At 29.5% G+C, this 14,681-nt stretch carries 11 protein-coding genes; 9 read left to right on the forward strand and 2 right to left on the reverse strand.

What is annotated here, in order from left to right; all coding sequences use genetic code 11:
• Positions 1-115: 115 nt before the first annotated feature.
• Together DAD81_RS09420 and DAD81_RS09425 are read right to left on the reverse strand one after the other, a co-directional pair.
• Positions 116-1,117 carry a potassium channel family protein gene (locus DAD81_RS09420; protein WP_111708013.1) on the reverse strand — a complete coding sequence of 334 codons (1,002 nt, stop codon included), beginning with the start codon at positions 1,115-1,117 and terminating at the stop codon, positions 116-118.
• Entirely contained in the window at positions 1,118-1,345 is a 228-nt protein-coding gene (locus DAD81_RS09425; RefSeq protein ID WP_111708014.1) for a PspC domain-containing protein, read from the reverse strand.
• Positions 1,346-1,505: 160 nt separating this feature from the next.
• Here DAD81_RS09425 and DAD81_RS09430 point away from each other — a divergent pair, with 160 nt between their 5' ends.
• From DAD81_RS09430 to DAD81_RS09470, 9 genes are all read left to right on the forward strand, one after another.
• On the forward strand, positions 1,506-2,699 hold the full coding sequence (locus DAD81_RS09430; protein WP_111708015.1) for a carboxypeptidase-like regulatory domain-containing protein: 1,194 nt from the start codon (positions 1,506-1,508) through the stop codon (positions 2,697-2,699).
• Positions 2,700-2,763: 64 nt separating this feature from the next.
• Entirely contained in the window at positions 2,764-5,589 is a 2,826-nt protein-coding gene (uvrA, locus tag DAD81_RS09435) for an excinuclease ABC subunit UvrA (RefSeq protein ID WP_111708016.1), read from the forward strand.
• Positions 5,590-5,639: 50 nt separating this feature from the next.
• Positions 5,640-6,350 carry an LOG family protein gene (locus tag DAD81_RS09440; RefSeq protein ID WP_111708017.1) on the forward strand — a complete coding sequence of 237 codons (711 nt, stop codon included), beginning with the start codon at positions 5,640-5,642 and terminating at the stop codon, positions 6,348-6,350.
• Positions 6,351-6,357: 7 nt separating this feature from the next.
• The gene (locus DAD81_RS09445) at positions 6,358-9,174 is read left to right on the forward strand and encodes a gluzincin family metallopeptidase (protein WP_111708018.1); all 2,817 of its coding nucleotides are present in this window, start codon (positions 6,358-6,360) and stop codon (positions 9,172-9,174) included.
• A 149-nt stretch (positions 9,175-9,323) separates the two neighbouring features.
• The gene (locus tag DAD81_RS09450; RefSeq protein WP_111708019.1) at positions 9,324-11,774 is read left to right on the forward strand and encodes an alpha-ketoacid dehydrogenase subunit alpha/beta; all 2,451 of its coding nucleotides are present in this window, start codon (positions 9,324-9,326) and stop codon (positions 11,772-11,774) included.
• 188 nt (positions 11,775-11,962) lie between these two features.
• On the forward strand, positions 11,963-12,193 hold the full coding sequence (locus DAD81_RS09455) for a 4Fe-4S dicluster domain-containing protein (RefSeq protein WP_111708020.1): 231 nt from the start codon (positions 11,963-11,965) through the stop codon (positions 12,191-12,193).
• A 15-nt stretch (positions 12,194-12,208) separates the two neighbouring features.
• Positions 12,209-13,333, forward strand: coding sequence for a 3-methyl-2-oxobutanoate dehydrogenase subunit VorB (locus tag DAD81_RS09460; protein ID WP_218939691.1), 1,125 nt, complete (start codon positions 12,209-12,211; stop codon positions 13,331-13,333).
• On the forward strand, positions 13,287-14,060 hold the full coding sequence (locus DAD81_RS09465; protein WP_111708022.1) for a thiamine pyrophosphate-dependent enzyme: 774 nt from the start codon (positions 13,287-13,289) through the stop codon (positions 14,058-14,060). The genes DAD81_RS09460 and DAD81_RS09465 overlap by 47 nt, the downstream gene beginning before the upstream one ends.
• A gap of 6 nt (positions 14,061-14,066) precedes the next feature.
• Positions 14,067-14,636: a 2-oxoacid:acceptor oxidoreductase family protein gene (locus tag DAD81_RS09470; protein ID WP_111708023.1), complete on the forward strand. Its 570-nt coding sequence runs from the start codon at positions 14,067-14,069 to the stop codon at positions 14,634-14,636.
• The last annotated feature ends 45 nt before the right edge of the window (positions 14,637-14,681 follow it).

Below are 14,681 nucleotides of genomic sequence, written 5' to 3' on the forward strand. Positions count from 1 at the left end.
GAATCTTTTTTTAAAGTCCCTGCAATATGGTAAAAAAATGATGTTACTACAAGTTTTTAACAGTATATAAGAAAATCTATTACGATTCTAAATAAAACATTGAAAATAAAACACATTAAAAAACTTCTCTTAATTTTTTAATTTGTTCCTTATTTCCTAAAACAATAAGATGCGTATTTTCTTCAAGAATTGTTAATGCTTCAGGATTAATAATATACTCATTATCAGCAGTTTTAAAACCTATTACATTGCATCCTGTTTTTTTTCGCAAATCCAAATCTAAAATAGTTTTTGAAATAAATTTTTTAGGCAATTCATTTACTGAAATTTCTTCTAAATTAGCCTCAACCTCACCTGCAATTGTTAATCTATCCATAAATTCAACTAAATCTGGAGTTACAACCAATGAAGCCATATGTGCTCCTCCTAATTTATCAGGCATTATTACGTTTGTAGCTCCGGCAAATTTTAGTTTATTATAAGAAGACTCGTTAGACGCCCTGCTTATTATGGTACAATTCTTATTATATTGTCTCGCTGTTAGTACAACAAATAAATTATCTGCATCTGAAGGTAATGCTGTAATTAAGCTCCTTGCACTTTTAATACCTGCTGTAATTAAATCTTCATCATTAGTAGCATCTCCTTCAATATATAAAACTTCATCACGTTCCAAATCTGCTAATTCATCTTTTCTCTTTTCAATAATTACACAAGGCTGATTGAAATGTTTAAGCTTATTTACAGCTTGCTTTCCATTTCTACCATAACCACATACAATAGTATGATCTAATAATAAATTAATTTGCCCCTCCACTTTTTTTCTTTTTAGTTTTTCAAAAAAACGACCATTTGCTAAATATTCTGTTAAAATTGTAACCGTATAACCATAAACTGAAATACTTGTTAAAATAAGAAAAATTGTAAATAATTTTTCGGTATTGTTTAAAGGATGTAATTCACCGAAACCAACTGTAGTCATGGTAATTATTGTCATATATAACGCATTTATAAATGAGTCACCAGAAATAACAATATAACCAACCACACCAATACCTGTTACTAAAAAAAGTAATCCTATTGCTTTGTATAATTTTGTTGGTAATAATAAATTCATTTATAAATCAAAAACTGAACTTCGCTTAGTATAGATTAAATCTTTTAATCTTAGTAAAAAAGCCAATGTTAAATAAATTCCAAAAGAAAAACCAAAGGTTACGAACGAAATGTAAATAAAAAATAAACGAACATTAGAAACATTTATTCCTAATCTATCGGCAAATCGAGATGACACAGCAAAACCATGTTTTTCAAAAAAATGCCTTAAAGAATCAATCCAACTCAAACTTAATTTTTTTATTGCAATATACTAATTTTAGGTTTTAACAAAGGCTGTTTATATAACAATTTTCCAATTAGAATATTAATTTGAATTCTTAACAAAAACAATAATTTAAATACTTTACCTATATTGCTTCTCTATCCAAATTATTTCAAACATTTTTATGAAAAAAATCAATATCACATCTATAAAAACCAAAACATACTTTTTTATAATATTTCTAACATTCACTTTTTTAAAAACATTTTCACAAGATACAAATATTCCTATTGAAGGAGTTCTTATTGATAAAACCAAAATAACAATTCCGTATGCTGCTATAATCTTACAAAAAAAAGCAAAAGGAACTTCCAGTACTGAAGATGGAGATTTTCTATTAATGATTTCAAACAATGATTTAACCGATACGCTAGTTGTGAATAGTTTAGGTTTTAAACCTTTTAAAATTATGGCTCAAGATTTTCTTAACAAAACGGAAAAAACTATAATTTTAGAAGAAAGCACTATTTCACTTGACGAAGTGAGGCTTGTTAAACCCAACTTTTATGTAATTAACGCTTTAAAAAACCTAAAAACAACAACAGTTAGCAATCCACATCAACTAACATTATTATATAGACGCGCATCTAGTGAAGAAGAAAAAGCTCGCTTTTTTATTGAACAATACATGAAAATTCAAGATAGAGGTCCTTCCGCTTTAAGAATGGATAGAATTCAAATACTTGAAAGTAGAAAATCTGCAGATTATAGATTTTTCAAGAAAAAAGAGTTCCGCCACTCCGTAATACCAATGACTATTAGAAACCCTATTAGACAAGATATGCGTGTTAAAAAAATAAAATGGAAAAAAATAGGAGATTCTTCATACGAAAATGAAGACGTAGTTATTATTGAAGGAAAACCTATAGGGCAACCTTCTTTTAAATTATATATTGGTGTTGATACTTATGCTATTTATAAAGTGGAAAACAAAGCCAACAACTCTTTATACGTTTACAAAAAAAACAAAGAAGGAAAACTTTACCTAAGTTATCATAGTAGGCAATGGACCTCACAAGAAAAAATAACTAAAAACTTACAAAATAGATTAGGTAAAGGCACGGATAAAATACAAGCAACCTACAAACACGAGGTTTTTGTATTAGATATTGAAACAAACAAAAAGAAAATGAAAGTAAGACATAATTCTGAAACCGAAACTAAAGATATGTCTCTTTTAGAAATCCCTTATAATGCCAAATTTTGGAATACGTTTCAACTGCCACCTGAAACAAAATATTTTAAAAGAATTAAAGACGAATTAGAATCAAATTTCGGGGTATCTTTAGAAGCTCAATTTCAATATTCCAATAAATAAGTAACTATAAAGACTACTAAATTTTCATTGCATTTAATTATATTTGCTCCTTTCAATTTATCATATGTCAAACCAACAAGAATACATTGAAGTAATGGGCGCTCGTGTCCATAACTTAAAAAACATAGATGTTAAAATACCAAGAGAACAACTTGTTGTAATTACAGGTTTAAGTGGAAGTGGAAAATCTTCATTGGCATTTGACACAATTTACGCAGAAGGACAAAGACGTTATATTGAAACATTTTCAGCATATGCTCGTCAGTTTTTAGGAGGCTTAGAAAGACCCGACGTAGATAAAATTGATGGCTTATCACCTGTTATTTCAATTGAACAAAAAACTACAAATAAAAGTCCCAGATCTACAGTAGGAACCATTACAGAAATATATGATTTCTTAAGGTTACTATATGCTAGAGCTGCCGATGCTTACTCATACAACACCAATAAAAAAATGGTTAGTTATAGTGATGAGCAAATAAAAAATTTAATTTTAAAAGAATTTAAAGGAAAAAAAATTGTAGTTCTTGCACCAGTAATAAAATCTAGAAAGGGTCATTACAGGGAACTTTTTGAACAGATAGCAAAACAAGGATTTGTAAAAGTACGTGTTGATGGTGAAATTATAGATATTGAAAAAGGAATGCGATTAGATCGTTACAAAACTCATGATATTGAAATTGTAATTGATAGGTTAGCGATCACTCCTTCTTCAAAAAAAAGGTTGGAAGAAACTATAACTACGGCATTATATTCAGGAGAAAATATATTAATGGTTATTGAACATGAAAATAATGTTCCTCGCTATTTTAGTAGAGATTTAATGTGCCCAGAAACAGGAATCTCTTACCCAAACCCTGAACCAAATACATTTTCGTTTAACTCCCCAAAAGGTGCTTGTCCTACTTGTAACGGTTTAGGGAGAACAAATAAAGTTAATATTCAAAAAATAATTCCAAATAATTCAGTTTCCATTAAAAATGGAGGAATTGCTCCATTAGGTGAACAAAAAAGTAGTTGGATCTTTAAGCAATTACAATTAATTGCAGAGCGTTATAAATTTGAATTAAGTGATCCTATTTCAAAAATACCAGAAAAAGCACTTGATATTATTTTAAATGGTGGAAATGAAAAATTTAAAATAACTTCAAAAACTGTAGGTGTAACACGCAACTATGAAATAGATTTTGAAGGTATTATCAGTTTTATTGAAAACCAATATAAATCTAGTGATTCAACTTCTATAAAACGTTGGGCAAAAGATTTTATGGACGAAATTGACTGTGAAACTTGCAATGGAGATCGTTTAAAAAAAGAAGCCCTTTATTTTAAAGTTAACACTAAAAATATTTCTGAATTAGCAAAATTAGACATTTCAGAACTTGCCGAGTGGTTTTCAAATATAGAAGAAAAACTTTCTGAGAAACAACTTAAAATTGCATCTGAAATTTTAAAAGAAATTAGAACCAGAATTCAATTTTTATTAGATGTTGGATTGGATTATTTATCCCTAAACCGAAGCTCAAAATCGCTTTCGGGTGGTGAAGCGCAAAGAATCCGGTTAGCCACTCAAATTGGTTCTCAATTGGTTGGTGTACTTTATATTTTAGATGAACCAAGTATTGGATTACATCAAAGAGATAATGAAAAACTAATAAAATCATTAATAAATTTAAGAGATATTGGTAACTCTGTTATTGTGGTTGAACACGATAAGGATATGATTGAACACGCCGATTTTGTATTAGATATTGGTCCTGGCGCTGGAGTTCACGGAGGCGAAATTGTTAGCGAAGGTAGTTTTAAAGAACTTAAAACTCAAGATACCTTAACTGCTCATTATTTAAACGGAACTAAAGAAATTGCAGTTCCAAAAAAACGTAGAAAAGGAAACGGAAAAAAAATAACACTAAAAGGAGCCACTGGAAATAACTTAAAAAACATTTCTATTGATTTTCCTTTAGGTAAATTAATATGTGTTACCGGAGTTTCAGGAAGTGGAAAATCAACTTTAATAAATGAAACTTTATACCCTATTTTAAATAAACATATTTATAGAGGTGTTAAAAAACCAATGCCATATAAATCTATTTCGGGATTAGAAAATATTGATAAAGTTATAGATATAGACCAATCTCCAATTGGCAGAACACCTCGTTCAAACCCAGCAACTTACACTGGTGTTTTTAGTGAAATACGAAGTTTGTATGCTAAAACTAGTGAAGCTTCCATAAGAGGTTATAAACCAGGAAGATTTTCATTTAATGTAAAAGGAGGAAGATGCGAAACTTGCCAAGGTGGAGGAGTTAGAGTTATTGAAATGAATTTTTTACCAGATGTTCATGTAGAATGTGAATCTTGCCAAGGAAAAAGATTTAACAGAGAAACTCTTGAAATTAGATACAAAGGAAAATCAATCTCCGATGTGTTGAATATGACTATTGAAGAAGCTGTTATTTTCTTTGAAAATATACCTAAAATTTATAGAAAATTAAAAACTATAAATGATGTTGGCTTAGGATATATTACGCTAGGTCAACAATCAACAACACTCTCAGGTGGTGAAGCGCAAAGAATTAAATTAGCTGCAGAACTCTCCAAAAGAGATACCGGAAACACCTTTTATATATTAGATGAACCTACTACGGGACTTCATTTTGAAGATATTAGAGTACTTATGGACGTTTTAAATAAACTTGCCAATAAAGGAAATACTATTTTAGTTATAGAACACAACATGGATGTAATAAAATTAGCTGATTTTATTATTGATATTGGAATGGAAGGTGGTAAAAATGGCGGAGAGGTTATTTGCTCTGGTACTCCTGAAGAAGTATCAAAACATAAAAAAAGCTTTACTGCCAAATTCTTAAAAAAAGAATTACATTAGTCAGCAATTTAATTTGTAAATTATTGTTTAAATAAAAAAACATTGAATATATGTCTCCAAATGAAGATAGAAAAATACGAGAAAAATTTAACCAAAAAACTTGGAATGAAGTAAAAACAAATGACTCTTGGGCTATTTTTAAAATAATGGCTGAATTTGTTGAAGGCTACGAACGTTTAGGTAAAATGGGACCATGTGTTAGTATATTTGGTTCTGCAAGAACAAAAGAAGATCATAAATATTACAAATTAGCCGAAAATATAGCTTTTAAATTAACATCTCATGGTTATGGAATAATTACAGGTGGAGGCCCAGGAATAATGGAGGCAGGAAACAGAGGTGCTCATAGAGGTAAAGGAACCTCTGTTGGTTTAAATATTGAACTTCCTTTTGAACAACATGATAATCCATATATAGATTCTGATAAAAGCTTAGATTTTGATTATTTTTTCGTTAGAAAGGTTATGTTTGTTAAATATTCTCAAGGGTTTGTAGTAATGCCTGGAGGTTTTGGAACTATGGATGAATTATTTGAGGCAATTACTTTAATACAAACTAAAAAAATTGGTAAATTCCCAATAGTTTTAGTTGGTAGAAAATTTTGGTCTGGCCTAATGGATTGGATTAAAAACACTTTAATTACCGAAGGAAATATAAGCCCAAAAGATTTAGATTTAATATCAGTTGTTGATACAGAAGATGAAGTTGTTGCTGAAATTGATAAGTTCTATAAAAAATATAGTTTAAGCCCTAATTTCTAATATCACGTTGAAAAAGCATTTCATATTAATAAATACATTCCTTGTTTTTTGTTTAAATATTTCATTTTCTCAAAATAACAAAATAGATATTAATGCTTCTTTAAATTCAGATACAAATGAAATTAAAATTAAACAAGAAACTACTTTTTATAACAAATCAGACAGTATCTTAAATGAAGTTTATTTCCATAATTGGCCAAATGCCTATAGAGATAAAAATACACCTTTAGCAAATAGATTTATAGAAAATTATTCAAAAACTTTTCATTTTGCAAGCGAAAAATATAGAGGAAATACAGATATAATTGGAATTTCTGCTGATTACAATTCAACAACCTATGAAATAACTGAAGAAAATCCAGATATTTTAAAAGTTGATTTAATTGCCCCTATAAAGCCAGGAGATTCTGTGAAAATTTCTGCCACATATTTGGTAAAAATCCCCAGTGATAAATTCACTAAATATGGAGGTAATTTATTTGAATATAATTTAAGATACTGGTATTTAACACCTTCTGTTTTTGATAATAAGTGGCATTTACAAAACAATTTAGACTTAGATGATTTGTATATGGACTATACAGATTATAATATTAATCTATCCATACCAATTGAATTTGAATTAAACTCAGCCCTATCAAGTTCTTTTGAATTAAAAAACAACAACAAATTATATACATTAACTGGTAAGAATGAATTTGATATTGAATTAAACTTGTCTAAAATAAGTGGTTTTAAAGATTTTAAATTTGATGATCAAACTATTAGTACAAACATTATTTCAGCAGATTTAAGTGAAGAAGTACAACTAAGTATTTTAAAACGTGAATTCTATTTTATTAAAACAATATTAGGAAGTCCTATAAATGATAAAATACTTTTAAACCAAATTGAATATGATAAAAATCCCGTTTATGGATTTAATCAACTTCCTTCTTTTTTAGCAGCATACAATAATGCATTTGAATGGGATATTAAATTGTTTAAAGTACTATCTAAAAAATATATAGATCAATTATTCTTAATTAATAAAAGAGAAGATTACTGGTTATCCAATGGCTTGCAAACTTATTTAATGATTAAGTATGTTGAAAAATTTTATCCTGAAATTAAAGCTATTGGAAATATATCCAAACTTTGGGGTGTGAAAAATTTTAGTATTGCAAAAATTAATTTTAACGAAAAATATCATTTTGTATATCAATTTGCAGCACGTAAAAATTTAGATCAAGCGCTTACAACCAGAGCTGATTCTTTGTCTAATTTTAATCGTAAAATAGCAAATAATTATAAAGCTGGCCTTGGCCTTAAATATTTAGAAAACTATTTAGAAGATTGTTCAGTATCTTCTGAAATATTTAGATTTTGTTATTCTAACTCAGGTAAAAAAATTAACAGCAGCCAGTTTTTAGAAAGGCTCAAATCAAAAACAAATAAAGATTTAGAATGGTTTGAAAATGATTTCCTAAATTCAAACAAAAAAATTGACTATACTATTAAAAGAATTCATGAAAAAAATGATTCATTAGAAGTTAGTATTGTTAATAAAAGAAATTTCACTGCTCCTATTGAGTTATATGGATTAAAAGACAAAGAAATTAAATTTAAAAAATGGATAACTGGTGTTGATTCTATAACCAAAATTACAATTCCAAAAAACGGTTTCGATAAATTATCTTTAAATTACAAAGCCGAATTACCTGAAATTAATTTAAGAAACAACTGGAAAGATATTGATAAAACTCTTTTTAACAGGCCTCTTCAACTTAAGTTTTTTAAAGATATTGAAGATACTTATTACAATCAATTATTTTATACCCCTATTTATAAATATAACTATTATGATGGTTTAGTTTTAGGAATGTCATTTTCAAATAAAACAGTTTTAAATAAAAATATTAGTTATAAACTATCCCCTTCTTATAGTACTAAAAGTAATACATTATCTGGGGCAGCAGCATTTCAATATGAATATCGCCCAGAGAATAAAAAAATTGATCGCTTAGCTATAGGAATGGCTGCAAGTAATTATCACTACGCTCAAGGATTATCATATACAGCTATTAATCCATTTGCGCTGATTCAGTTTAAAAGAAAAAATTTAAGAGATGTTAGTAGTAAAATATTAATGGCAACCTTTACTTCCGTTAATAAAGATACTTCTCCTACTCAAATAGAAGATCCAGAAACTAACAAATACAATATTTTTAATCTTGGTTTTGGATATTCAAAACCTGCAATAATTGATGATGTTAGATTATCAACTGGTTTACAAATTTCAAAAAAATTCAGCAAACTGTCATTAACAGCTAGGTATAGAAAATTAACTGATACCAACAGACAGTTTGATTTTAGATTTTTTGCTGGTGTATTCTTAACAAATAAAACCAAAACCAATTATTTTAACTTTGCTCTAGATCGGCCAACAGACTATTTATTTCAATATGATTATTTAGGAAGGTCTGAAACTTCAGGATTTTTTAGTCAACAAGTTATTATAAATGAAGGAGGATTTAAATCAAAACTTCCAGTACCATTTGCAAATCAATGGCTAAGCACACTTAATACAAGTGTTGGAGTTTGGAGATGGCTTGAAGTTTATAATGATGTGGGATTTGTAAAAAACAGAAACCAAAAAGCTTATTTTGCACATGAAAACGGAATTAGGTTAAACTTTGTTCAAGATATTTTAGAAGTATATTTCCCTTTATATTCTAATCTTGGTTGGGAAGTAACAGCGCCTCAATACAGTTCTAAAATAAGGTTTGTATTAGTTATTAAACCCAAAAAAATCTATAATTTTATAAAAAGAGGTTTTTATTAAAATCCATTGATAATTTAATTTTTACAAAATAGATTGTTTTAACAAGCATACTAATTAAAGATTACATTATATATAATGCAATTTCTTGTGTACATTTCTAAATATCACTTAAAAATTGTAACTTTGAATTTCCAAAAATCATAATATTTATGCAGATAGAACATTCTTCTAAAAGCCCTCAACAAATTTCATTTCTTGAATTCAAAAAGGAAGTATTACAAGATTATAAGATTGCTGTAACAAGTAGGGAATGCAGCTTATTAGGAAGAAGAGAGGTTTTAACTGGTAAAGCCAAATTTGGGATATTTGGGGACGGAAAAGAAATACCTCAATTAGCTATGGCTAAAGCTTTTAAAAAAGGAGACTTTAGATCTGGTTATTATAGAGATCAAACTTTTATGATGGCAATTGGAGAATTAACACCTCAACAATTTTTTGCCGGTTTATATGCAAATCCAAATCTAAAAGCTGAACCAATGTCTGGAGGAAGACAAATGGGTGGTCACTTTTTAACTCATAGCTTAGATGAAAATGGAGAATTCAAAAATTTAACTGAACAATACAACTCTACTGGAGATATCTCTCCAACTGCAGCTCAAATGCCTAGAATGCTTGGTGTTGCATATGCTTCAAAATTATTTAGAGAAGTACCAGGAATTAAAAACCCTAAATTTTCTAATAATGGAAATGAGATTTCTTGGGGAACAATAGGAAATGCAAGTACCACTGAAGGTGTCTTTTTTGAAACATTTAATGCCGCTGGAGTTTTACAAGTTCCTATGATTATTAGTGTTTGGGATGATGCTTATGGAATTTCAGTTCCGGCTAAACTTCAAACAACCAAAGAAAATATTTCTAAAATTTTAGAAGGATTTAAACGGAACAATAAAGAAAAAGGATATGAAATATTTGTTGTTGAAGGATGGGATTATCCTAAATTAATTGATATTTACGGTAAAGCTGCTAAAATTGCAAGAGAAGAACATGTTCCTGTACTTATTCATGTTAAAGATTTAACACAACCACAAGGACATTCAACATCTGGTTCTCACGAACGTTACAAAAACAAAGAACGTTTGGTTTGGGAAAGACAATTTGATTGTATTTCAAAAATGAGAGATTGGATTTTTGAATTCGAATTAGAAGATGAGAATAAAAATAAATTAAAATTTGTTGATTCAGAATCTGAACTAATTCAAATTGAAAAAGAAGCTAAAAAAGTTGTTTCTAAAGCACGAAGAGAAGCTTGGAATGCCTTTTTAACACCAATTACTGATCAAAAATTTAGATTAAAAATACTGCTAGATAATCTTGCTAATAAAAGTTCAAACAAAGTTTTTATAAATAAACTTATTTCTCAATTAGATAAAATAATTGAACCTACAAGAAAGGATCTTTTATCAACAGCTAGAAAAGTTATAGTGTATGTTAGAAATGAGAATTTTGTTGAAAAAACTCATCTTCAAAATTGGATCAATAATTATATAAAAATTGAAGAGCCAAAATTTAGTTCTCATTTATATAGCGAAACTAATAAAAGTGTTTCCCATGTAAATGAAATTTTACCAACTTATAATAGTGATTCTGAATTAGTAGATGCCCGAATTGTTATAAAAGACAATTTTGATGCGCTATTTTCAAAATATAAAAACCTCTTTATTTTTGGTGAAGATGCAGGTAGAATTGGAGACGTTAACCAAGGTCTAGTTGGGCTTCAAGAAAAATACGGTAAACTTAGAGTTTCTGATACAGGAATTAGAGAAGCTACAATTATTGGACAAGGAATTGGAATGGCTTTAAGAGGTCTTAGACCAATTGCCGAAATTCAATATTTAGATTATGTATTATATGCCTTGCAAATTTTAAGTGACGATCTTGCATCATTACATTATAGAACTGTAGGTACCCAAAAAGCACCTCTAATAGTTAGAACCAGAGGACATAGATTAGAAGGTATTTGGCATTCTGGCTCACCAATGGGAGGAATTGTACATTTATTAAGAGGTATGAATATTTTGGTTCCCAGAAATATGACCAAAGCAGCAGGATTTTACAATACTCTTTTAGAAAGCGATGAACCGGCTTTAATAATAGAAAACCTTAATGGTTACAGATTAAAAGAAAAACTCCCAAATAATTTAGGTGAATTTAAAACACCAATTGGTGTAGTAGAAACAATTAAAGAAGGAAAAGACATTACAGTTGTTTCTTATGGCTCTACCTTAAAAATTGTTGAAGATGTTGTTAAAGATTTAAATCAAGTAGATATAGATATTGAAATAATTGATGTTCAAAGCCTACTTCCTTTTGATATTAAACAAGATATAGTTAAAAGTATTGAAAAAACAAACAGACTACTTATTATTGATGAAGATGTACCCGGAGGTGCTTCTGCCTATTTATTAAATAATATTATTGAAAACCAAAATGCATATCAATATTTAGATAGTAAACCTATTACTTTAACGGCAAAACCTCATAGACCTGCCTATGGAACTGATGGTGATTACTTCTCTAAACCTAATGCTGAAGATATTTTTGAAACAATCTATAATATTATGCAAGAAGTAAACCCTTCAAAATTTAAAAAACTTTATTAAAAGACCTTTTTTCATCATATTAATCTTTCACAAAAAACGCCTCTTTCGGCGTTTTTTTATGCCATTTTTTTAAAATAAAGTATGATAATTATCACGAATTGATAAATATCATATTTTATTTAATGAAAACACATTAACTTTATGAATAATAGAATTACAAGTTAATAATCATTATAAATATTATTAAAATGGCAAAAGTAAAAGGAGCTATCGTTGTAGATACTGAAATATGTAAAGGATGTGAAGTTTGCATTCCTGTATGCCCTGAAGATGTAATTGGAATGTCACAAGAGGTTAATAGAAAAGGCTATCATTATGCATATATGAAAAACCCAGAGGCTTGCACTGGCTGTACAAATTGTGGTATTGTTTGCCCTGATAGAGCAATATCTGTATATCGAGTAAAAGTTTCAGCTTAAAAAACTTATCAAATTATGTCTGAATTAAAATTAATGAAAGGTAATGAGGCTTTGGCTGAAGCAACAATTAGAGCTGGAGCCGACGCCTATTTTGGTTACCCTATCACACCACAAAGTGAAGTGATAGAGTATTTAATGAGTGAACGACCAGAGAAAAGAACTGGTATGGTTGTGCTGCAAGCAGAAAGTGAACTTGCCGCTATAAATATGGTATATGGTGCTGCTAGCACAGGAAAAAAGGTAATGACCTCCTCTTCTAGCCCTGGTATATCACTTAAACTTGAAGGTATTTCCTACTTGGCAGGTGCTGAATTACCAGCGGTAATTGTAAATGTTGTTCGTGGTGGACCAGGGTTAGGAACTATTCAACCTTCTCAAGCTGATTATTTTCAGTCTGTGAAAGGTGGAGGACACGGAGATTATCATTTATATGTATTGGCTCCTTCATCAGTTCAAGAAATGGCAGATTTTGTTGAAGATGCTTTTGATATCGCATTTAAATACAGAACTCCTGTTTTAATTCTCTCAGATGGATTAATTGGTCAAATGATGGAAAAAGTAGTTTTAAAAGATCAGCAAGAGCGCTTAACAGATGAAGAAGTTATAAAACGATATGACACTTGGGCAACAACAGGTAAAACAAATAGAGAACGTAATATAATTACTTCTTTAGATTTAGTACCTGAAAAAATGGAAGCTAGAGTTCATAAATTAATGGCCAAGTATAAAAAAATGGCTGAAGAAGATCTTCGTTATGAGAAAATTGAATGCGACGATGCTGAATATTTATTTGTTGCTTATGGTTCAAGTGCTCGTATAGCGCAAAAAGCAGTTGAATTAGGTAGAGCCAAAGGAATAAAAGTTGGCTTATTACGTCCAATTACTTTATTCCCTTATCCAAAACAACAATTATTTGAATTAGCAGACCAAGTTAAAGGTATTTTAAGTGTTGAATTAAGTGCTGGTCAAATGGTTGAAGATGTAAAACTAGCAGTAGAACATAAAGTGCCCGTAGAACATTTTGGAAGAACTGGAGGAATAATTCACACACCTGAAGAAGTATTAGAAGCTTTAGAACAAAAAATTATTAAAAATGGAAGTATTAGACATCATAAAACCCGAGAATCAAGTATTCTGTAAAACAAAATTATTGACAGATGCAACCCTATCTTATTGTCCGGGTTGTGGTCATGGTACAGCTCATAGTTTAACAATGGAAGTTGTAGAAGAAATGGGAATAGTTGAAGATACTATTGGAGTTGCTCCAGTAGGATGTTCAGTTTTAGCCTATGACTTTATGAATATTGATATGACCCAAGCTGCCCATGGTAGAGCTCCTGCAGTGGCAACTGCAATAGCACGTCTTTGGCCAGATAAATATGTATTTACCTATCAAGGAGATGGTGATTTAGCCGCAATTGGTACAGCAGAAACTATTCACGCTTGTAACAGAGGTGAAGATATTGTTATCATTTTTATAAATAATGGTATTTATGGCATGACTGGTGGCCAAATGGCTCCTACTACTCTAGAAGGAATGATGACTTCAACTTCTCCATTTGGTAGAGAGGCTAAAACTATGGGATTACCAATTAAAATGACTGAATTGATTGCTAATTTACCTGGTGTTTTTTATGCAACTCGCCAAGCTGTTCATACACATAAACATGCTAGAAAAGCAAAAAAAGCAATTAGAAAAGCATTTGAAAATACGCGATTAAAAAAAGGAATCTCTTTTATTGAAATAGTTTCCAATTGTAATTCAGGCTGGAAAATGACTCCAAATGAAGCAAATAAATGGATGGAAGAACATATGTTTCCATACTTCCCTCTTGGTGATATAAAAGTAAACGGAAAATTAAAATAACTAATTATGACAGAAGAAATTATTATAGCCGGTTTTGGTGGCCAAGGTGTGCTCTCCATGGGTAAAATATTAGCCTATTCTGGAATTATGAACAATCAAGAAGTTAGTTGGATGCCTTCTTATGGACCTGAAATGCGTGGTGGAACAGCAAATGTTACGGTTATTTTAAGTGATGAACGAATAAGTTCTCCTTATTTAAAAGTATTTGACACAGCCATTATTCTGAATCAGCAAAGTATGGATAAGTTTGAAGAAAGTGTAAAACCAGGAGGTATATTACTTTATGAACCTCAAGGTATTTACCAACACCCAACCAGGACAGATATTAATATTTACCAGATTGAAGCAAATAAACTAGCTACAGAAATGGGAAATAAAAAAATATTTAATATGGTTGTTTTGGGAGCTTATTTAAAGATTAAACCAATTGTTGAATTAGAAAATGTTCTTGATGGGTTAAAAAAATCTTTACCTGAACGTTATCATAATTTAATTCCTTTAAATGAAAAAGCAATTCATGTAGGAATGGACAATTTAAAAACCAAAATATTTCAAGAAAAAACCGTTACAATTTAATAATTAAACTTTAAAAAACGGTTTAAATGTAGTAACTTACATTTA

Origin of the sequence: Lutibacter citreus (assembly GCF_003260195.1) — a bacterium.
Classification (GTDB): Bacteria; Bacteroidota; Bacteroidia; order Flavobacteriales; family Flavobacteriaceae; genus Lutibacter; species Lutibacter citreus.

Excerpts from the sequence above, each read along its gene's own strand:
- DAD81_RS09420 (WP_111708013.1), bottom strand. The coding sequence starts at position 1,117 with ATGAATTTATTATTACCAACAAAATTATACAAAGCAATAGGATTACTT.
- DAD81_RS09430 (WP_111708015.1), top strand. The coding sequence starts at position 1,506 with ATGAAAAAAATCAATATCACATCTATAAAAACCAAAACATACTTTTTT.
- uvrA (WP_111708016.1), top strand. The coding sequence starts at position 2,764 with ATGTCAAACCAACAAGAATACATTGAAGTAATGGGCGCTCGTGTCCAT.
- DAD81_RS09440 (WP_111708017.1), top strand. The coding sequence starts at position 5,640 with ATGTCTCCAAATGAAGATAGAAAAATACGAGAAAAATTTAACCAAAAA.
- DAD81_RS09450 (WP_111708019.1), top strand. The coding sequence starts at position 9,324 with ATGCAGATAGAACATTCTTCTAAAAGCCCTCAACAAATTTCATTTCTT.
- DAD81_RS09455 (WP_111708020.1), top strand. The coding sequence starts at position 11,963 with ATGGCAAAAGTAAAAGGAGCTATCGTTGTAGATACTGAAATATGTAAA.
- DAD81_RS09460 (WP_218939691.1), top strand. The coding sequence starts at position 12,209 with ATGTCTGAATTAAAATTAATGAAAGGTAATGAGGCTTTGGCTGAAGCA.
- DAD81_RS09465 (WP_111708022.1), top strand. The coding sequence starts at position 13,287 with ATGGAAGTATTAGACATCATAAAACCCGAGAATCAAGTATTCTGTAAA.
- DAD81_RS09470 (WP_111708023.1), top strand. The coding sequence starts at position 14,067 with ATGACAGAAGAAATTATTATAGCCGGTTTTGGTGGCCAAGGTGTGCTC.